Source organism: Sorangium sp. So ce295 (assembly GCF_051527405.1).
GTDB classification, from domain to species: domain Bacteria; phylum Myxococcota_A; class Polyangia; order Polyangiales; family Polyangiaceae; genus Sorangium; species Sorangium cellulosum_B.
The window spans coordinates 11914635-11934452 of sequence record NZ_CP150324.1; the positions used below are offsets into that span (position 1 = coordinate 11914635).

General features: G+C 70.3%; 15 protein-coding genes. 8 read left to right on the forward strand and 7 right to left on the reverse strand.

The annotated features are described in order from the left end of the window. Positions 1–127 precede the first annotated feature (127 nt). From WMF11_RS45275 to WMF11_RS45290, 4 genes are read right to left on the reverse strand one after another with little or no spacing between them, the layout of a single operon-like run. Positions 128–1768 (reverse strand): DUF4388 domain-containing protein, encoded by a 1641-nt coding sequence (locus WMF11_RS45275; protein WP_437975153.1) that lies wholly within the window; start codon positions 1766–1768, stop codon positions 128–130. A gap of 31 nt (positions 1769–1799) precedes the next feature. Next, positions 1800–3686, reverse strand: coding sequence for a diguanylate cyclase domain-containing protein (locus WMF11_RS45280; protein WP_437975154.1), 1887 nt, complete (start codon positions 3684–3686; stop codon positions 1800–1802). Further along, positions 3683–4480 (reverse strand): diaminopimelate epimerase, encoded by a 798-nt coding sequence (gene dapF / locus WMF11_RS45285; protein WP_437905245.1) that lies wholly within the window; start codon positions 4478–4480, stop codon positions 3683–3685. Before dapF ends, WMF11_RS45280 begins: the two co-directional genes overlap by 4 nt. Beyond that, positions 4477–4815, reverse strand: a complete 339-nt coding sequence (locus WMF11_RS45290) for a DUF167 domain-containing protein (protein ID WP_437546856.1) — start codon at positions 4813–4815, stop codon at positions 4477–4479. The genes dapF and WMF11_RS45290 overlap by 4 nt, the downstream gene beginning before the upstream one ends. Before the next feature lie 259 nt (positions 4816–5074). On the opposite strand from WMF11_RS45290, the gene WMF11_RS45295 reads away from it, so the two are divergent. Further along, positions 5075–5830 carry a hypothetical protein gene (locus WMF11_RS45295; protein ID WP_437905246.1) on the forward strand — a complete coding sequence of 252 codons (756 nt, stop codon included), beginning with the start codon at positions 5075–5077 and terminating at the stop codon, positions 5828–5830. A 33-nt stretch (positions 5831–5863) separates the two neighbouring features. Here WMF11_RS45295 and WMF11_RS45300 read toward each other — a convergent pair whose 3' ends face one another. Then, positions 5864–6478, reverse strand: a complete 615-nt coding sequence (locus tag WMF11_RS45300) for a hypothetical protein (RefSeq protein ID WP_437975155.1) — start codon at positions 6476–6478, stop codon at positions 5864–5866. A 187-nt stretch (positions 6479–6665) separates the two neighbouring features. Between WMF11_RS45300 and zapA the strand changes: the two genes are divergently transcribed. The 3 genes from zapA to bioD all read left to right on the forward strand — a co-directional run bounded on the left by zapA (position 6666) and on the right by bioD (position 8918). Beyond that, on the forward strand, positions 6666–6995 hold the full coding sequence (gene zapA / locus WMF11_RS45305) for a cell division protein ZapA (protein WP_012240768.1): 330 nt from the start codon (positions 6666–6668) through the stop codon (positions 6993–6995). Positions 6996–7068: 73 nt separating this feature from the next. Beyond that, a complete protein-coding gene (locus tag WMF11_RS45310) occupies positions 7069–8223 on the forward strand; it encodes an aminotransferase class I/II-fold pyridoxal phosphate-dependent enzyme (RefSeq protein WP_437975156.1) in 1155 nt (384 codons plus the stop codon). Further along, positions 8220–8918, forward strand: a complete 699-nt coding sequence (gene bioD, locus WMF11_RS45315) for a dethiobiotin synthase (protein WP_437905249.1) — start codon at positions 8220–8222, stop codon at positions 8916–8918. The genes WMF11_RS45310 and bioD overlap by 4 nt, the downstream gene beginning before the upstream one ends. 148 nt (positions 8919–9066) lie before the next feature. Here the strand turns inward: bioD and WMF11_RS45320 are convergent, their stop codons facing one another. Further along, positions 9067–9714: an ATP-binding cassette domain-containing protein gene (locus WMF11_RS45320; protein ID WP_437905250.1), complete on the reverse strand. Its 648-nt coding sequence runs from the start codon at positions 9712–9714 to the stop codon at positions 9067–9069. A 33-nt stretch (positions 9715–9747) separates the two neighbouring features. Then, a complete protein-coding gene (locus WMF11_RS45325) occupies positions 9748–11304 on the reverse strand; it encodes a protein kinase domain-containing protein (RefSeq protein WP_437975157.1) in 1557 nt (518 codons plus the stop codon). Between the two features lie 370 nt (positions 11305–11674). Between WMF11_RS45325 and dnaN the strand changes: the two genes are divergently transcribed. From dnaN to clpB, 4 genes are all read left to right on the forward strand, one after another. Then, complete coding sequence (dnaN, locus tag WMF11_RS45330; RefSeq protein WP_012240773.1) at positions 11675–12805, forward strand: DNA polymerase III subunit beta; 1131 nt, start codon at positions 11675–11677, stop codon at positions 12803–12805. Then, complete coding sequence (gene recF / locus WMF11_RS45335; RefSeq protein ID WP_437975158.1) at positions 12802–13953, forward strand: DNA replication/repair protein RecF; 1152 nt, start codon at positions 12802–12804, stop codon at positions 13951–13953. Before dnaN ends, recF begins: the two co-directional genes overlap by 4 nt. Positions 13954–14383: 430 nt before the next feature. Beyond that, positions 14384–16882, forward strand: a complete 2499-nt coding sequence (gyrB, locus tag WMF11_RS45340; RefSeq protein ID WP_437905252.1) for a DNA topoisomerase (ATP-hydrolyzing) subunit B — start codon at positions 14384–14386, stop codon at positions 16880–16882. A gap of 308 nt (positions 16883–17190) precedes the next feature. Then, on the forward strand, positions 17191–19800 hold the full coding sequence (gene clpB, locus WMF11_RS45345; protein WP_437905253.1) for an ATP-dependent chaperone ClpB: 2610 nt from the start codon (positions 17191–17193) through the stop codon (positions 19798–19800). Positions 19801–19818: the final 18 nt, after the last annotated feature.

Here is a 19818-nt window from a genome sequence, read left to right on the forward strand (position 1 = left end):
GAAGCGAGGCGTGTGCGACGATAGCAGAAACCTGCCCTCGCAACGCCGCGAGCCACCGAGTCAAACGCCGGTTTCCGAGGCGAGAAACCCGGAAGATCCGTTCTGAAGCTACGTTTTCGTCGGCCGGTCACACGCCCGCGGCGGCCTCGAGCGCGGCGCGGACGAGCAGTGTGATCTGTCCTGGCGAGGCGAGATCGAGCGGCCCCATCATGGCCTCTGCGTCGAGCAGCAGGAGCTCCAGGGCCTCGCAGTGCGCCGCCAGCGCGTCCTCACCGCCGTCACCGAGCCGGACGACCGCGGCCGCGCCGTGCAGGGCGAGCGGCCAGGCTGGCGCGAAGCTCTCCTCGATGGGGAGACCGACCAGCGCGAGCTCGACGCCGTCGCCGAGCCGGATCACGCCGAGCGGCCTCGGGATCGCCGCCTGCGGCGGAGGCTCGGCGGGGACGACGGCGTCTCCGATGCGGCGCACCGCATGAGAGAGCGTCGCCATGCGGCGCGTGCTCGCGGCGATGACGAGGTGGGGCGGCGGGGCGAAGCCGGGCCGGGCCAGCCGGGTCACCAGGGACCGGAGGACCGGCAGGTGCTCCGACGGCGCGAACGGCGTCGTGAGATCGGCGAGCGAGATGCGGCGGATCTTCCCGGAGGCCGTGAGCTCCATCAGGACCTCGAGGATCAGGAGATCGGGCCCGCTGATCTCGTCGAGCAGCTCGTCGAGGTTGTGCGGCATCTGGAGCAGCGCCGCGAGCTTCTCGGCCACGGCCGCGCGCTCCGCCGGCTCTCCGAGGGGCGCCGGCGGTGACGTCGTCGGGGTGCGCAGCGCCTCGAGCCTGAACGCGGCCGGCTCCGCGGCGCGGAGCGTGGGCGGCGGCGGCATCGACCCGCCGCGGTTGCCCTTCACGTCGCTGGCCGGCGTCGACGAGGCGGTGAAGTCGGGCAGCGAGGCCATGGCGCTCGCCAGGGGCGCGGCGCTCGCTCGGTCCGATGCGGCGCTGTCGCCGAAGGTCGCGTCGACGCTGAACGTCTCGTGGTCCGGGAGCGGGGACAGGTCGAGATCGTCGCTGGCGGGCTCGGTCACCAGGAAGGCCTCACCGGCCGGCGCCAGCTCGGAGCGCCGGCGCTGGACCTCGTCGACCTGGCGGAGCGCTTCCATCAGGAGACGCGAGGTCGGCGCCATGATGCGGCGCACGCTCGCCGGTTCGCCGGGTGAGAACGCGAAGTGTCCGTCCCGCTCGCCGAGCAGCCGGTAAAGCGCCTTCTCCCCTTCGAGGCGGCGGTAGACGGCATCGATCACCTCCCCTGCCAGGAGCCGCAGCTCCCCTGCCCCGGTCGGCGTCGTGATGCCGAGGGTGCCGCTCCGGCGGTTCATCGCGAGCAGCTGGAGCAGGTCGACGAGCGGGACCTGCTGGAGGTCTCCGCGGATCTCCTGCGGCACCGTCGGCTTGGAGCCGCGCGGCGACGCCTCGGTGATCCGCGAGACGATGTGATCGACGTCGCCCCGCAGGACCTCGTCGAAGCCCGGATCGCCCTCGGCGCCGTCGACGAGGAAGAGGATCGGCGTATCGGCGAGGTCGGGGACGGCGGCGAACGCGTCCGCGAGCGCGTTGTCCTCGTCGAGCGCCCTGGCGGCGAGCACGACGTCGGGCCGGCGCTTGAACGCCTGCTCCACGGCTTCGAACGCGCCGTTCGCGTTGGTCACGGTGAGACCACGCGCCCTGAGCGCCGACGCGAGCGCGCCGAGCGCGTCCACGTCCGAATCAACCAACAGCACCCTGCGAGACACTGGATCGGCGCCCTCCGAGTCAGCCGAAGACCCGCAGCCCGGCCGCGCGGCCGAGCCGCTCGGCGAGGAAGTCCGCGAGCAGCGGATCGGCGGCGTGGATACCCTTCACGAACCCCCCCTGATTGCGCCCTACCAGGGCATAGGCGCCGTGCTCCGCGAGGACACAGAGCGCCTCGATGTCGTCGCACCCTGGCGAGGAGCGGAGGTCGACGGTGTGCACCACCACGTCGTCGCGCGGCGAGGCCAGCTGCGCCTTGACCTGCGCTCCCAGGCTCAGCCCGTCGTGGTGAGCGACCAGCAGGAACACGGCGCCTCCGCGGAGCGCGTTCCTGACGACCGACGTCGCGAGCAGGATCGTATCGGACACCGACAGATCGAGCGCGCGGGGCGCCGAGATCGCGGAAGCTCCGCCGGGCGCGGGGGGCTCCCGGACGAGGAGGCTGACGATCTCGCCGATGCTCCGCCGGTCCTGAGGGACGCGGTGGACGATCGAGGACTTGGTGGCGTCGGCGCGCCGCCGGGCGATGCGGAGCAGCTGAGCGAGGCTCTGGCCGTCATGGGGGAAGGTGGCGACCCCGACGAGAAGCCCCTTCGGCAGGTACCCGGCCCGCTTCTCGCTCTCGGCGACGTGGGAGAGCATCCGTCGATGGCAGGCGTGGGCCTCGAGCGCGGCCGTCTCGGGCATGAGCAGGTGGAACTCGTTCTCGTCGACGCGGGCCAGGATGTCGGTGTCGCGCACGGCGCGGAGCAGGTGCTCGACGACCTGACCCGGGTTGTGCGTGTTCGCAGGGGGCGCCGGCGTGGTCCTCCAGAAAGCGAGGTCGCCTGGGCGCTCCGGTGCGGCCGCTGCATCCGGCTCGATCACGATGGTCGCGATCGTGAACCGGCGGCCGTACCGCCTGGCCTTGTCGATCTCCCGGCCGGCGACGTCGACGTAGTAGGCGAACGAGTAGGCGCTCGACGCCGGATCCTTCATCGCGGCGCCACCCGCCGAGCGTTCGCGTTCGCCGAGGAGGGCCAGCGCCGTCGTCGCCTGCGTGGCGAGCAGCTTGACGAGGCCGTCGAGGAGCGGGGCGCGCCGCGGGGTCGAGGCCGCGCTGTCCGGGCGCCTCACCGACGGGAACGCGGAGCTGCGGCCGGGCTCCTTCTGAAGAAGGAGATGCCCCGCGGCGAGCTTGCGGAGCGCCAGCGGGACGACGATGAGCTGCTCGCGCCGGGCGAAATCGAGGATGTCGGTCTCGGTCCCGTAGGCGGGCGCCCGGTCGAGCGGCCCCATCGTCGCGGAGCGGACCAGCTCGCTGGAGCGCTCTCCGGCGGCCAGGTAGACGGCGGCTGCCGCCGCGCCCGTCGCCTCGACGAACACCTCGGCGAGCTGCTGAGCCGCCGCGTTGCGGTCGCGCGCATCGGCGAGCTCGGCCACGCGGGCGATCCACCCGGCAGCGCGCGCGCTGCGCGCGGCTTCCTGCTCGAGCTGCATCCGGAGAGCCCGCTCGGCGAAGCGCAGGCGCACCGAGCCGACGGCGTTCAGCACCTCGTCCCCGCCGAGCGGCAGCAGGAAGAGCCCGGCGCCGCCGAGCGCGACCGCATGGGCGCCCGCCTCGAGCTCCGCCCTCGTCGCCAGCGCGAAGACGGTGGCCTCGGACGCGAGGGCCTTCAGGTGGTGGACCATGGCGAGGCCGGCCCCCTCCCCGAGCCCGACATCGATGAAGGCGACGTCGGGCGCGGCGGTCTCGGCGAGGACGATCCCCTCGGCGAGATCGCCGGCGAGCATCAGCTCATCGGACGTGATGACCCGCGAGAACAGCGTGCGGGTCGCCTCGTCGGCGATGACGGCGAGCACCTTGAGCGAGAACTCGTGGGCCGGCGCCCGGCCAGGACCCCAGACCCCCTCGAGTGAGGCGGTCACGCGATCACCACCTCGCCCGAGAACGCCCGGCGCGCCGGGCCTTGCATGAGCAGCTCCAGGGATCCGGGGGCGACGGTGATGCGCAGCGAGCCGCCCGGCAGCGCCACGCGGAGAGGCGCCCCGTACGGCGCGCGGCCCTGCGCGCACGCCGCGGCCGCCACGGCGCAGGCGCCCGTGCCGCACGCCAGCGTGCGGCCTACCCCGCGCTCCCAGACGGTCACGTCGATGCGCGCGGCCTCGCCGTGGTCGGCCGGTCGAACGCGGCAGAACTCGACGTTGATGCCCTCGACCGGCGTTGTCGCGACGATCGGCCCGAGCTCATCGATCGCGTCCTCCGTGTAGGGATCGAACGTCACCGCGTGCGGGTTGCCGACGTCCACGCAGGCGAACCGGTGCTCCGCGCCGAGCGCTGTGACGACGAGCGTCTCGCCCATGCGGGCCCGGCCCATGCCGACGAGCACGTCGAAGCGATCGCCCGCCCGTGTGACCTCGCACCGCTTGTCGCCGGCGTCGGTCGCGATGGTGAGCGCCTTCTGGGGGGTCCCGCGGGAGACGAGGTAGGCCGCGACGCAGCGGATCCCGTTGCCGCACATCTCGGGGCGGCTCCCGTCGGCGTTCCAGACCTGCATGCGCGGCTGCTCGCGCTCGATCACGAGCACGCCGTCGGCGCCGATGCCGAACCGCCTGTCGCAGAGGCGCCGCGCCGCCTCGGCGGTCATCGGGACCGCCTCGACCAGGATGAAGTCGTTGCCAAGACCTTCCCACTTCTCGAACCGGACGACGTTTTCCTTCATCGCTTCGCCCCGGCGAGCCGCTTTCGCGCCTCGGCTTCCTTGAGCCCGCGGACGGCGACGACCTTGCTCCTGCCGCTCGCGCCGAGGGCGATCTGGACATCGCTCTGGCGCACGTCGAGCGCGCGCGAGAGCAGCTTGACGAGCTCCGCGTTGGCGGCGCCCTCCACGGGCGGCGCGGTCAACGACACGTCGAGCGCGCCCTCGCGCACCCCGACGATGGCCGAGCGCGACGACTTCGGGCGCACCTGGACCGAGATGCGGACGCCTTCGGCGCGCTCGGTGATCGCGAGGCGACTCCACTCGCCGACGGCGCCGCTCTCCTCGGGTTTGCTCATCTGGCCGGCGGCATCGTAGCGTATCTGGAGCTCACGCGTGGTTCCCGCGAGGCGCGGTGATGTCGCTCTTCGGACGGCGACGGCCATCGCGAATTTGCCGGTCGGCGGCCTGACCCGCTACTCTTTTCGCCCCGGCCGTGGGTCGGCTCGCGCAGTACGATCCGGCAGGTCGACTTGCATCAGCGGCGCTCGTTGTTCGCTGCTGATGTTCATTTCCGCGGTGGAGGCGTTGGACATGACTGATGAAGGAGAAGGGTCCGTGAACGCAACGCCCAGCCTCGCGAGGAGGTTGTGCGCGCTCGCGCTGCTCGCGACGTCGGGTGGCCTGCTCGGGTCTGCATGCGCCGACAACGAGAGCAGCCTGTTCATCCGCATGCGGATGGCAGAGACGGGGGACTGCACCGTGAGCTGCGGTCCCAGTGAACCGTTCTGGACCGAGGACGCGGTGGACTCGGCCTATGTGGGCAGCCACAGCGCGATGCTCCTGGTGGGCAACCAGATCGTGGAGCGCGGCGACCCCGACGTCCTCCGGACGGAGACGTCCCGCGTCCAGCTCTACGAGGCCGAGGTCCGTGTCGCTGACATCGAGGGCAATGACGTGACGCCGGGCTACGTCGTTCCGATCACCGGCACGGTCGACCCGGGCTCGTCCGGCGACCCCGGCTACAACTGCACCGAGGTCCTCCTGCTCGACGGCGCCACGATGGAAACCTTGCGCAGGCAGGCCGCGCAGCAACGGCTCGATATCCAGGTGTGGGCGACGGTGGTGCTGCGCGGCAGGACGCTGGGCGGCCAGGAGGTCGAGACAACGGAGTGGACCTACCCCATCAGGGTCTGCTTCGCCTGCAGCCGGTGCGTCGACACGTCTCCGCCGGACTGCTGCTACAGCTCCGCGAACGAGGAGTGCGAGGACGCCAAGGAGCTCGAGGGCGCCTGCCCTGGCGCCCGGGGCCCTCAGGACTGTCGTGACCTCGGTCAGCCCTGCGCCGATCACATCGCAAGCTTCGGCCTGTAGAGCGCTCCCCGCAGGCCCCGGCCCGAGCCCCTGTCACCGCGCCGGTCCGGCGCGGGGCACCGGGGCTGCTTCGGGCGACGGCCCTTTCGCAGCCTCGAAGAGGTAGACGAACGGAAGGGCGAGCAGCGCGAGATCGAGCTGCGCCGCGAGGACGACCGCGGTCTCCTTCGAGCCGCCGAGCCCGAACCGCCCCTGGGCGAGCAGCCCGGTGCTCATCCCGTAGCGCGAGTGGAAGTTGTAGCTGCGTCCGCCCCAGAAGATGGCGGCGGCGATCCCTGGCTTCACGCTGCGAGCGTCATCGCTCCACCGGCCGTAGGCGCCGGTGGAGAGGACCAGGGGGAACGAGTCGTGGATGGGCGCGAGCACGGAGACGCCCGCGCCGGTCTGGATTTCGTCGAACGCGTGGGTGAGCACCTCGGCGTAGGGACCGACGCCGAAGTCGTCGTTGGCAGCGCGGCCGAACAGGACGTCCCCGCGCAGCCCGAGGTGGAAGACCGTGGAGTCCCACAGCTGCCGGTCGAGGCCGACGCCGGCAAGGCCAACGGTGACGCCGGCGCTCGCCTGGGGCTCGGCACGGGCTGCGCCGTGGAGGAGAACGACTCCGAGGAGCGTGGCAACCAAGGCAGCTGGGCGGCCCGCGGTGGCCATGATGGAGCGATGCTACAGGGCGCTGGCGGGGAGCGCGCCTGAATTCTGCTGCACGGAGCCCCGCCCTGCGTGAGGCTCTCCGGAGTTCGTCTTCGGTGCGTCGCGTCCGTCGCCGGTGAGTCCCTCCGTTCGCACCGCGCAGCCCGCCCTGCGCGCCTGCTAGCGTTCATGGTAGCGTCCGGGGGCAATGGCGCGACGCACAGTGCAGCTACGGGTAGGAGGTCAGACCTACCGCGTGGTGACGTCCGCGAGCGACGAAGAGCTCCAGCGGCTCGCCGCGGTCGTCGATCAAAAGCTCGCTACCGTTGTGCCCGCCGGCCGCGCCGTGACCCCCCAGGCCATGTTGCTCGCCGCCATCGCGCTCGCGCACGATCTCGAGCAGGAGCGGACCCGGGCGTCGGTCATCGCGGGGCGCGCGCGGGACGCATTTGGCCGTATTCTGCAGCGGGTCGACGCGGTCCTCGGCGCCGGTCCCGAGTCGCCCTCGTCCAGCGGAGCGAACGACAGCACGCGCTGAGCTGGAGTGCCCGTACCTGGCGGGGTCCCGCTGAGCGGCCCTGCCGCTGACTGGAGATGGCATGCCTGCACCCATGGATGAAGCTTTCCAGGCCCTCGACCCCACGCCTGGAGGCGTGAACGCCCTTCGCCATCTTCAGGACGAGCTCTCCGAGATGGAGCGCGCCGGCTTGCTGCGCACACCCCCTGCTGCCCCGGCTTCCGACCGGCTGCTGGTCCTGTGCTCCAACGACTACCTCGGCTACGCCGGGCTCGCCTTGCCTTCCGAGGTCGGGACCGCGAGCGGTGCGGGGGCGTCCCGGCTGGTGAGCGGGACCCACGAGGCCCACCTGTTGGCTGAGAGGGAGATCGCCGCATGGCTGAGCGTGGAAGCGACGCTGCTGTTCTCCTCGGGGTATGCGGCGAACGTCGGCACCGTCGCTGCGCTGGCCAGGCCGGGGGATGTCGTCGTGTCGGACGCGCTGAACCACGCGTCGCTCATCGACGGATGTCGTCTCTCGGGGGCGACGGTCGAGGTGGTGGGCCATGTCGACCTGGACGCGGTGGAGAGCGCCCTCGAGCGGGCCAGGGGCGCGCGCCGCCGGTGGGTGGTGACCGAATCGCTCTTCAGCATGGATGGCGACACCCCCGACCTCCGCCGCCTCCGTGAGCTCTGCGATCGTCACGACGCCGCGTTGATCGTGGACGAGGCGCACGCCCTCGGTGTCTTCGGACCGCGCGGAGCTGGCCTCTGCGCCGAGGCCGGGGTGCGCCCCGACGTGCTCATCGGCACGCTCGGCAAGTCGCTCGGGCTCCACGGCGCCTTCGTCGCGGGCTCCTCGACGTTGCGAACCTACCTGTGGAACCGCGCCAGGAGCTTCGTTTATTCGACCGGCATCAGTCCCGTGGTGGCGCTCGCTGCGGTGGAGCGGGTCCACCGCGCCGCCGCGGACGACCCGGCTCGGGCGCGCCTGGCGATGATCACCCGCCGGCTTCGCTCCGGTCTGCTGGCGCTGGGAGCCGAGCTGCTTGCTGATTCCTCGGGGCCGATCCTCCCCTGGCTTCTGAAGTCGCCGGGGGCCGCGGTGGAGATGTCTCGGCGCCTGGCGAGCGAGGGCGTCCTTGTCCAGGCGATCCGGCCGCCGACGGTGCCGGCGGGCACGTCGCGGCTCCGCATCGTCGCGAACGCGTCGCTCTCCGAGTTGGACGTGGAGCGTGCGCTCGCAGGGTTCCGGGAGGCGATGCGATGAGGGGACATCCTGTTTCACGTGAAACAGGACGGATCCGGGTCGCCGTGGTCGGAACCGGGACCGGGGTGGGCAAGACGCACGTGTCGGTCGCGCTGGTCGCAGCGCTGGCGGCGCGCGGCGACAAGGTCTGCGGATTGAAGCCCATCGAATCGGGCATCGACGGCACCTCGACGACCGACGCTGAACAGCTGGCGCTCGTCAGCTCGGTCCAGCCCGAGCCAGCACCCTACCGCTTCGCTGAACCGATCTCCCCTCATCTGGCAGCGCGCCGTTGCGGACGCACCATCTCGCTGGACGTCGCCACCACGTGGGTCGACAGGCACTCCGCTCCCCTCGCGATCGTGGAGAGCGCCGGCGCGCTCCTCTCACCGCTCGGACCGGAACTGACGAACGCAGACCTCGTGCGCGCACTCTCGCCCGATGCCGTCGTCTTGGTCGGCCTCGATCGGCTGGGCATCCTTCACGAGGTCGCTTGCTGCATGCTCGCCCTCCGTGCGCTCGCCCCTGGTCTTCCGCCAGCCGTGATCGTGCTGAACCCGCCGACAGTGCCCGATGCATCCACCGGCACGAACGCGGAGGAGCTCGCCGCGCTCGGCATTGCGTCCGGCGCCGTCGTGATGCCACGCGCCGCTCCAACAGCGCCGGCATCGCTCGCCGCGGCGCAGGTCGCCCTGGCGCGTCTCGCGCTGTCGTAGCGAGACATCGTCACGTGCAAGGGGGTGAGCAGCCCCGAGGTCGTGAGAAATCAAGCCGAGCTACCGGACCCGAGTACCCGGTTCTGAGCTCCGGTTCGAGGCCCCACTCGGCGGGTTCGCGGGACTTCCGAAGGACCGGTCCGCCTCGTCAGGACGCGCCGGTGACGACGCGACCCCGCTCCAGCACGAGACGGGCGGCCGCCCGCTCCCGGAAGACCTCCGGCTCGTGGGACACCACGACCACCGCGGCGCCCCGCGCCACCTCCGCATCCACGACGGCGAGCAGCCGCGCCACCCCTGCGCGGTCGAGGCCCGTGGTCGGCTCATCCAGCAGCACCAGCGAAGGCTGGTGCACCAGGGCTCTCGCGAGCGCGATTCGTTGTCGCTGGCCGCGCGAACACGTGCGGAGCGGCCTTAGCGCAAAGCTCCCGAGCTCGAAGCGCTCCTCCGCATGACGCCACGCCTCGTGCGCGTCCAGCCCGTGGAAGCCGGCCGCCAGCTCGACGTTCTGCCGACCGGAGAGGTCCGGGTACGCCAGCGACTCGTGGGACAGCCAGCCGATGGTCCCGCGCGCCGTCCCGACGTCGTCGCCGAGCGGCTCGTAGTCCACCGCGCCCGACGTGGGACGGATCACGGTCCCGAGGATCCCGAGCAGCGTCGACTTGCCCGACCCGTTCGCCCCCTCGATGAGCGTCAATCGCGCTGCCTCGATCGTCGCGTTCACCCCACGCAACGCCGCCGTCGCTCCGTAGGTCTTCACGACGCCACGGGCCACCACGCGCTCGATCGTCCTCACCGCGCTCACCTCGCTCCTGCGCTCGCGTTCCCGTCAGCTCTTGTCGCCGCCTCGAGCGCGACCTTCGCCCTGAACGACGGTGGTGATGTCCTCCGGGAACGCTGGCGGATCAACGACGGTCGCCTCGGAATCGTCGGAGAGCTCCGCTTCCGCTTCGAGCGGGCTCAACGACGGAATCGTCGGTCGGTCTTCCGACTCATCGTCTCGAGACTGCCCGTCATTCGTCTCCGCGACCGGCTCGCTCGGTCTGTGCACAGCGCCGCCGCAGGAGTGGTCGTCGACGACCTTCTGAACGGCGACGCGCTCCAGCCGGCGCTTCTGTGACACCGGCACCTGGTTCTTGAACCGCCGCAGCCCTTCCAGGAACTCCCGCGCGCTCTGGAATCGTTCATCCCGCGCCTTCGCCAGAGCGCGATCCACGAGGCGCGAGAGACCGGGCGGAATCGTCGGATCGAGCTCAGTCACCGGCCGGTGCCACAGCGTGAGGATCTGGACGAGCAACGCATTGTAGTTGCGGGCCACGAACGGGCGCTGGCCCGTCAGCGCCTCGTACAGGATGACGCCCGCAGCCCACAGATCGAGCCGGCGGTCAAGCTCCACGTCCCCCCGTGCCTGCTCGGGCGCCATGTAATACGGCGTGCCCATCACCATGCCGGTGCGGGTCAGATCCGTCATCACCCCAGCCATGCCTGAGGCCTGGGAGATGCCGAAATCGAGCAGCTTGGCCACCGGCAACATGCCGGCGCGCTCCGAGAGGAAGATGTTCTCCGGCTTCAGATCCCGGTGGACGATCCCGCGATCATGTGCCGTCACCAGCGCCGAGAGCACCTGGAGCATGATGTCGACGAGCTCGTTCGGCGGAACGACACCACAGCGCTCGATCCGCTGCGCCAGCGTCTCCCCGTGGAGACGTTCCATCACGAGGTAGGGACTGCCGTCAGGGAGCCACCCCATATCGTACACTTCACAGATGTTGGGATGACCGATCCGCCCGGCGACCCGCGCCTCGTGCTCCAGCCTCGAGATGGCCTCGCGCTTCTGGGTCTCCCGCGGATGCATCACCTTGACAGCGACCAGCCGCCCGATCTGGAGGTGCTCCGCCTCGTACACCGCGCCCATGCCACCCTCCCCGATGATGGCGGTGACCGCGTACTTGTCGCCTATCACGTGGCCGAGCAGCGAACGCCCGGAAGAGGTCGGGCCCACGCCGCGGCCCCCGGGCCATGCCGGCGTCCGCGAGCCCGCCATGGCAGACGACGGAGCGCGTGACGCGAAAGCGCGCTGCTCCGCACCTGGCGCCAGCGCGCCGCGCACCGATGAGCTCGGCGTCACGCCCGCCGGCCACCTCAGCAACGGCGGCGCCACCCTCGACGAAGGATTCGCCGATGGCCGGTGGATCGGCTGCGACGGAGCCACGCCAGCGCGAGCGCCCGCGCGGGAGGGCGGCGGATCGGCCGGAGCGACGACCAGCCCGGTCGCCGGACACACGACCACCGCGAGATCGTGGTGGCTACCGCAGTGGATGCACCGCACCGAACTCAAGTCCGTACAATTTGAAATACTCCATCCAGGTGCTGCTCGAAACTGCACAGCGCATCGGGGTAGAGCATGCAGCAACGCTCGGTTCCACATCACCCCGCACGCCCCCTGGGGGATCCTTGGGGATAACCCCGCCGGCAACCCTGGGGGCAAAACGGGGGAGATCGGCCATCCGCCAGCTCTCCCCTGTCCACCTACCCCTGAGGACGGTCCATTTACCCCAGGGCGTTCGCTTCTAACTCGTTGGATTCGTTGCGCATTCTGAGTTATCCCCGCCCTCCACAGCGCCTACGACGAAGACGATGTCTTTATCTATCTATTTCATGGAAAGAAGAGGCGTTGCGCAAGGTCACGCGAGCGCTCATTTCCAGCGCACCCCCGGGCGATAACCCTGCTAAAGGGAGCGGCTCCGGAGTCGGCTATGGACCTTGTGATCCCCAAGAAAGATCTGCTTCGCCTCGTCGCGCGCTGCCAAGGCGTGGCGGACAAAAAGAGCGCGATGCCCGCGCTCGCCAACGTCCTGCTCGCCGCCGAGGGCAACGCGGTCCGCGTCGCCGCGACCGACCTGTACCTCGGCGTCACCGGCCAGACCCACGCGGACATCAAGACCGGCGGCACCGTCGCCGTGCCGGCCAGGGACCTGCTGGAGCGCGTGAAGGCCATGCCCGATGGCCCGATCCAGATCACCACCACCGAGGGCGCCCACACGTCGCTCAAGGCCGTGGGATCGCCCCGGCGCTACACGCTCCCCGGGCTCCCCGGCTCGGAGTTCCCGCAGCTGCCCGCTCCGGCGGTGGACGCGCCCTCGCTGGAGCTCCCCGTCGAGCAGCTCGCGCTCCTGATCACCCGGACCCACTTCTCGATCTCCACCGACGAGACCCGCGCCCACGTGAACAGCGCCCTGTTCGAGTGGGCCGGCGATCGCGTCAGGATGGTGACCACCGACGGCCATCGCCTCTCCAAGATGGAGGCGACCGTGTCGGGCAGCTCCGCGACGGCCACCATGCTCATCCCGCTCAAGGCGATCACGGAGCTCCGCCGCCTCGCCGAGGAGGCGCGCGCCGAGAAGGAGACCCCGATGGTCGCCATCACCCAGAGCGGGCCGAACGCCTTCTTCAACATCGCCGGGATGCAGTTCTCGGTGAAGCTCGTCGACGCGCAGTTCCCGCCCTACCAGCAGGTCATCCCGTCGGTCACCGAGCGCTCGGTCCGCGCCCCCCGCGTCGCGTTCGCCGAGGCCCTCCGCGCCATCGCGCTCGCCGCCAACGACCGCACCGGCGGCGTCAAGCTGTCGATCGCGCCGGGGACGCTCCGGATCACCAGCGAGAGCCCCGACACCGGCGCCGGCTTCGACGAGGTGGCCGTCGACTACAGCGGACCCGAGGTCACCATCGGCTTCAACGCGAAGTACTTCCTCGACGTGCTCGCCTCGATCGACGACGAGGAGGTCATCCTCGGCATCTCCGGCGAGCTCGACCCCGCCGTGATCCGGCCCGGCAGCGAGTCGAACCAGCAGAGCTACGTCGCCGTCATCATGCCGATGCGGATTTGAGCGCGCCCTCCGACGAGCCCGAGGGGCGCTCCCCGAGCCTCCTGCTCGAGCGGCTCCACATCCGCGAGTTCCGGAACCTCGGCCGCGTCGATGTCGAGCCCGCGCCGCGCATCAACGTGATCGCCGGCAACAACGGGCAGGGCAAGACGAGCCTGCTCGAGGCGATCTACTTCGCCGCGACCTCGAGGAGCTTCCGCACCCACCGGCTGGCCGAGCTGGTCCGACACGGCGCCCCCATCGCGAGCGCGCGGGCGCGCTTCGTGGAGCGCCGGGACGCGCTGCAGCCGCTCGCGCGCGAGCAGACGGCCGCCGTGGAGCACAAGCGGTGCGTCGTGCGCATCGACGGCAACCGGCCCCCGAGCCTGGCGAGCTTCGCGACGCGATCGCCGGTCGTCGCCTTCCACGCGGAGGAGCTCGCGCTGTCCACCGGGCCCGCGAGCGCGCGGCGCACGTTGCTCGATCGCCTGGCGCTCTTCATGGACCCGCAGAGCGCCGACCACCGCGCCCGCTACGCGCAGGCGCTCCGCGCGCGCCACGAGCTGCTCCACCGGGGCGGGGGCGCGCAGGCCCAGGCGAGCGCCGAGCTCGACGCCTTCGAGGCGCTCTGCGCCCTCCATGGCTCCGCGCTGACCCGCGCCCGCGAGGCCGCCGTCCAGGCGCTGGCGCCGGAGCTCACGCACGCCTTCGCCCGCATCGCCGCGCCCGACCTGACGCTGGCCGCGCGGTACGCGCCGGGCGGCAGCGGCGACGCCGAGCACGCGCGCGAGGCGCTGCGCGAGCAGCGCCGCCGCGACGCGCACCGGCCGAGCGCGGGCTACGGCCCCCACCGAGACGACCTGCTGCTCGAGCTCGACGGCCACCCCGCCCGCGTTGTCGCCTCCCAGGGCCAGCACAGGGCCCTCACGCTCGCGCTCAAAGCAGCAGAGACCGCTGCCATTGCTTCCGTCCGGGGCGTAGAACCGATCCTCCTGCTCGACGACGTGTCGAGCGAGCTCGATCCCGACCGGACGGCTGCGCTGTTCATGTTCCTCGGAATGGCGCGCGGACAGGTATTCCTGACGACCACGCGGCGCGATCTCATCGTCACGCCGGGCGTACCTTCCTCGGAGCGGCGCGATTTCCACGTCGAAGGCGGCGCGGTCGGCTGACGCTCGTCGCGGGGGCGCCGGACGCGCGCGGCGCGCGCCGCGCGATGGACGAACGTCCGCCGACCGCGCCGCGACCGCCGTCAAACGCGTTGATCCCGGCCCCGGAGCGCGCGAGTTGGGATGCTCCAGACGCGCCCCCGACGGGCACCGAAAATACGGTGTTACGAGCCTTCCGGACCCGGCGAAACGCTTGCCCGAGCCCCTGATTTCGGCTACATTTCCGCAGTCTTTACGGGGCATCGACGGGCGGTCCGCACATGAACGCTCGTGGCCCCGGAATCGATCCGGCGCCGCTGCCGCGGCGCCCGGGTCGTCACCAGACGAGCTGCCATCGAGCCGGCCCCTCCACTGCAAGAACTCCGGCAATCCGAGCGGTCTCCGCCGCTCTGCGCCCCCGGTGAGAGGCGGCGGGCGCGCCACCAGGACCGAGATGACGGAACCCACCCTGAGCCAGCCGACCGACCTCACCAAGGCGTCGTATGACGCCCACAGCATCACGGCGCTCGAAGGCCTTGAAGCGGTGCGAAAGCGACCCGGCATGTACATCGGCGATGTGCACGACGGATCGGGGCTCCACCACCTGGTCTGGGAGGCCATCGACAACGCGGTCGACGAGCACCTCGCCGGCGCCTGCACCGAGATCAGGGTCACCGTCCACTTCGACGGCTCGGTGTCGATCGAGGACAACGGCCGCGGGATCCCGGTCGGGATGCACGCCAAGGGCGTGAGCGCGGCAGAGGTCGTCATGACCGTCCTCCACGCCGGCGGCAAGTTCGACAACTCCAGCTACAAGGTCTCTGCGGGCTTGCACGGCGTCGGCGTGAGCGCCGTGAACGCCGTCTCCGAGTGGCTGAAGCTCGAGATCAAGCGCGAAGGAAAGCTCTGGTTTCAGGAGTACGCCCGGGGCGTGCCGAAGGCGCCGCTCAAGGGGATCGGCGTGACGGACAAGACGGGGACGAAGCTCACCTTCAAGCCCGATCCGCTCGTCTTCAGCACGGTCGAGTTCAGCTTCGACATCCTCGCGAGCCGCCTGCGCGAGCTCGCGTTCCTGAACGCCGGGCTCATCATCCACCTCCACGACCAGCGCCCCGACGGGAGAGCGGAGATCTACGAGTACAAGGGGGGCATCTCCGAGTTCGTGTCGCTGCTCAACAAGACCAAGGAGCCGATTCACGACGACGTGATCAGCTTCGTGTCGCAGCACGAGGCCGGCGCCACGGGCGACGGCGCGAACGGCCGCGGCAGCTCCGCGACTCCGCCGGTCGGCGTGGAGGTCGCGCTGCAGTGGAATGGCTCCTACACGGAAGCCATCTTCTGTTACACGAACAACGTCCACAACAAGGATGGCGGCACCCACCTCACCGGGCTCCGCGCCGCGCTCACGAAGACGATCAACAACTACGGGAGCGCGCACAACCTCTTCAAGGAGCTGAAGCAGGGCCTGCAGGGCGAGGACGCGCGCGAGGGCCTGACGTGCGTGCTCAGCATCAAGCACCCGGACCCGTCGTTCGACTCGCAGACGAAATCCAAGCTCGTGTCGAGCGAGGTGAAGGGCATCGTCGAGGCCGCCGTCAGCGACAAGCTCGGGCAGTACTTCGAAGAAAACCCCCAGAGCGCGAAGAAGATCATCGAGAAGGCGGTCGTCGCGGCGAAGGCGCGCGAGGCGGCCCGCAAGGCGCGCGAGGTGATCCGCAAGGGCTCGCTCGACGTGACCTCGCTCTCGGGCAAGCTCGCCGATTGCCAGTCCAAGGACCCGGAGAAGAGCGAGATCTACATCGTCGAGGGCGAGAGCGCCGGCGGCAGCGCCAAGATGGGGCGCGACCGGCACTTCCAGGCGATCCTCCCGCTGAAGGGGAAGATCCTGAACGTCGAGCGCGCGCGGCTCGACCGCATGCTGAGCTCCGCCGAGGTCGGCACGCTGATCACCGCCCTCGGCTGCGGGATCAACGACGCCGGCGGCTTCGAGATCGACAAGCTCCGCTACCAGAAGATCATCCTGATGACGGACGCCGACGTCGACGGCTCCCACATCCGCACGCTGCTGCTGACCTTCTTCTTCCGGCAGATGCCGGAGATCATGGAGAAGGGGTACCTGTTCATCGCGCAGCCCCCGCTCTACCGCGTGCGCAAGGGCAAGCGGGACCTGTACCTGAAGGACCAGGGCGCCCTCGACGAGTTCCTCGTGGGCAACGCCGTGGACGGGCTCGAGATCGTCGCCAGCGGCGCCCAGACGGGCATCGCGGGCCAGCCGCTCTACCGGCTGGCGCAGCGCCTGAAGCGGTTCCGCGCCGTGCTCTCCAACATCGACAAGCGCTGTGACGCGCGGATCGTGGCGGCGCTGCTGCGGTCCAGCGGGCTCGGGCGCGACGACCTGCGCGAGACCAAGAAGGTCGCCGCGGCCGCCGACGAGCTCCGCGCCTACCTGAAGCAGCGCTATCCGGACCTGTTCCCGCTCACGCTGTCGACGCCCCGGGACACGGAGCACGGGACGAGCCGGATCGAGGTCGTGCCGCGCCCGGGCGCGAGCGCGCGAAAGAGCGTCATCGACTGGGATCTGGTGAACTCGCCGGAGTACCAGGAAGCGTGGTCGATCGAGCAGGACCTCCGGTCCATCGGCGCGCCCCCGTACCGGGCGCGCACGTCGAGCGGCGAGGAGACCATCGAGAACGGAGAGTCGCTCGTCGAGTACATCGAGGAGCGCGGCAAGAAGGGCATCGCGATCAGCCGTTACAAGGGCCTCGGCGAGATGAACGCCGACGAGCTCTGGGAGACGACGATGAACCCGGACGCTCGGACTCTCCTCCAGGTCCGCATCGACGATGCGGTGAAGACGGACGAGCTCTTCACGATCCTGATGGGGGATCAGGTCGAGCCGCGGCGCAACTTCATCGAGCAGAACGCGCTCAACGTGAAGAACCTCGATATCTGAGCCTGCGTCGCCGGGGCGCGGCTCCTGCGCGCCCGGCGCGGCTCCTGCGCCCGGGGGCGCGGCGCCCCGGCTCCGCGCCCGGGCGTGCGGTGCGTCGAGCCCCCCGCTCGTTGCGCACGGTCGGGGGTTGACAGGGCGCTGCCGCTGCATCGCTCACCTGCCCTGTTCGCTCGGTATCCCTTCAGCGCCTCTTCGGCGTCCCTTCAAACGCCCTTCAGCGCGCTTCAGCGCCCTTCCGCATTTTTGGCAAGCCGCTTGCTTGGATGTCCCCTTGCTAGGCGGGGCACCCGCCTTAGCTTCGAGGGGCCATGAAAATCGAGCGAATGACGACGAAGGCCCAAGAGGCCATACGAGACGCTGTCGATTTCGGCAGCCGTCGGGGAAACCCCGAGCTCTATCCCGAGCACCTTGTGCGGGCGATCGTCAGCCAGGACGGCGGCGTCGGCGCGCCCCTGGTGCAGAAGGCAGGCGCCGATCCGGCAGGCGTGCTGCGCCTCCTCGACGCGAAGATCGACACCTACCCTCGCGTCAGCGGCGGCGCCGAGCCGAACCTGTCGAGGCGCGCGCTCACGGTCCTGCAGAAGGCCGAAGACGAGGCGAAGGCGCTCAAGGACGAGTACATCTCGACAGAGCACGTCCTGCTCGCCGGCATCAAGGCCGACAAGGAGATCCAATCGATCTTCGAACGAGCGGGGCTCTCGTACGACAAGCTCCTCTCGTCGCTCGCGGCCGTGCGCGGCAATCAGCGCGTGACGGACCGGGACCCCGAGGGGAAGTTCCAGGCGCTCGAGAAGTACACACGGGATCTCACGAAGCTCGCTCGACAGGGCAAGATCGATCCGGTGATCGGCCGAGACGAGGAGATCCGGCGCGTCATCCAGGTGCTCTCGCGGCGCACCAAGAACAATCCGGTGCTCATCGGCGAGCCCGGCGTCGGCAAGACGGCGATCGTCGAGGGCATCGCGCAGCGCATCGTCGCGGGCGACGTGCCGGAGTCGCTCAAGGACAAGACCATCGCGGCGCTCGATCTCGCGGCCATGGTCGCAGGCTCGAAGTTCCGAGGGGAGTTCGAGGACCGGCTGAAGGCCGTGCTCAAGGAGATCGAGGGCTCGAACGGTCGCATCATCCTGTTCATCGACGAGCTCCACACGCTGGTGGGCGCCGGCGCGGCCGAGGGCGCCATGGACGCGGCCAACATGCTGAAGCCGGCGCTCGCGCGCGGCGAGCTCCGGTGCATCGGCGCGACCACCCTCGACGAGTACCGCAAGCGGATCGAGAAGGACGCGGCGCTGGAGCGGCGGTTCCAGCAGGTGCTCGTCACGCAGCCCAGCGTCGAGGACACGATTGCCATCCTGCGAGGCCTCAAGGAGAAGTACGAGGTCCACCACGGGATCCGCATCCAGGACGCGGCGCTCGTCGGGGCCGCCGTCCTGTCGAACCGGTACATCACCGAGCGCTTCTTGCCCGACAAGGCGATCGATCTGGTCGACGAGGCGGCGTCGAAGATCCGTATGGAGATCGACAGCCTGCCCACGCCGATCGATCAGGTCGAGCGCGATCTGCTCAAGCTGCAGATGGAAGAACAGGCGCTCAAGCGCGAGAGCGACAAGGCGAGCAAGGTCCGCCTCGACGAGGTGCGGCGCGAGATCGCCGACCTCCAGGGGCAGCGCGACGCGATGCGGGCGCAGTGGATGCGCGAGAAGGAGCTCATCTCCGAGCTGCGCCGGCTCAAGCCGCAGATCGAGGAGCTCCGGCTCGAGGAGGAGCGGCTGAAGCGCGCCGGAGACCTCGGGCGCGCCGCGGAGATCCATTACGGCAAGATCCCGGAGATCGAGAAGAAGCTCGAGTCGATCCGCGCCACCCTCTCCCAGGTGCAGTCGAAGCAGAGCTACCTGAAGGAGGAGGTCACCGACGAGGACATCGCCGCGGTCGTCTCGAAATGGACCGGGATCCCCGTCTCCAAGATGCTCGAGAGCGAGATGCAGAAGCTGCTGCGCCTCGAGGAAGAGCTGCGCCGGCGCGTCGTCGGGCAGGAGGACGCGCTCCGCGCGGTGTCGAACGCCATCCGGCGCTCGAGGGCCGGGCTCGGCGACGAGCGCCGGCCGATCGGATCGTTCCTGTTCCTCGGGCCGACCGGCGTCGGCAAGACCGAGCTCGCGCGCGCGCTCGCCGAGATCCTCTTCGACGACGAGCGGGCCATGGTGCGGCTCGATATGAGCGAGTACGGGGAGCGCCACGCGGTGGCCCGCCTGATCGGCGCGCCGCCCGGGTACGTCGGCTACGAGGAGGGAGGCCAGCTCACGGAGCCGGTGCGCCGGCGGCCCTACAGCGTGGTGCTGTTCGACGAGATCGAGAAGGCCCACCCGGACATCTGGAACACGCTCCTCCAGGTGCTGGACGACGGCCGCCTGACGGACGGCCAGGGGCACACGGTCGATTTCAAGAACACGATCATCATCCTGACATCGAACCTCGGGACGCCGGCGGCCGCGGCGATCGAGGAGCGAGCGAACCTGCCGGCGGACGAGAAGGCCGAGCTCGTGAGGAGGGCCGTCATCGAGGAGGTGCGGAAGCACTTCCGCCCGGAGTTCTTGAATCGCCTCGACGATCTCATCGTGTTCCGGCGGCTGGCGCGCGAGCAGATGGAGCAGATCGTCGATATCCAGCTCGATCTGCTGCGAAAGCGCCTGGATCGACGCGGGCTGCTCTTCACCATCTCGTCCGAGGCGAAGGGCTACCTCATCGAGCAGGGGTGGGATCCGCAGTACGGCGCGAGGCCGCTGAAGCGCGCCATCCAGCGGAGCATCGAGGACGAGCTCGCGAAGCGGATCCTCGGCGGCGAGTTCAAGCAGGGAGACACGGTGCGGATCGACCGCGGGGCCGGAGGGCTCACCTTCACGCGCGCAGCGCCGAACTGACGCTCGCCAGCCCGCGCC

Bases quoted from the DNA above. Each gene is read 5' to 3' on its own strand.
- WMF11_RS45290 (WP_437546856.1), bottom strand. From the start codon at position 4,815: ATGAGCAAACCCGAGGAGAGCGGCGCCGTCGGCGAGTGGAGTCGCCTC.
- zapA (WP_012240768.1), top strand. From the start codon at position 6,666: ATGGCGCGACGCACAGTGCAGCTACGGGTAGGAGGTCAGACCTACCGC.
- bioD (WP_437905249.1), top strand. From the start codon at position 8,220: ATGAGGGGACATCCTGTTTCACGTGAAACAGGACGGATCCGGGTCGCC.
- clpB (WP_437905253.1), top strand. From the start codon at position 17,191: ATGAAAATCGAGCGAATGACGACGAAGGCCCAAGAGGCCATACGAGAC.
- gyrB (WP_437905252.1), top strand. From the start codon at position 14,384: ATGACGGAACCCACCCTGAGCCAGCCGACCGACCTCACCAAGGCGTCG.
- WMF11_RS45300 (WP_437975155.1), bottom strand. From the start codon at position 6,478: ATGGCCACCGCGGGCCGCCCAGCTGCCTTGGTTGCCACGCTCCTCGGA.
- dnaN (WP_012240773.1), top strand. From the start codon at position 11,675: ATGGACCTTGTGATCCCCAAGAAAGATCTGCTTCGCCTCGTCGCGCGC.
- WMF11_RS45310 (WP_437975156.1), top strand. From the start codon at position 7,069: ATGGATGAAGCTTTCCAGGCCCTCGACCCCACGCCTGGAGGCGTGAAC.
- dapF (WP_437905245.1), bottom strand. From the start codon at position 4,480: ATGAAGGAAAACGTCGTCCGGTTCGAGAAGTGGGAAGGTCTTGGCAAC.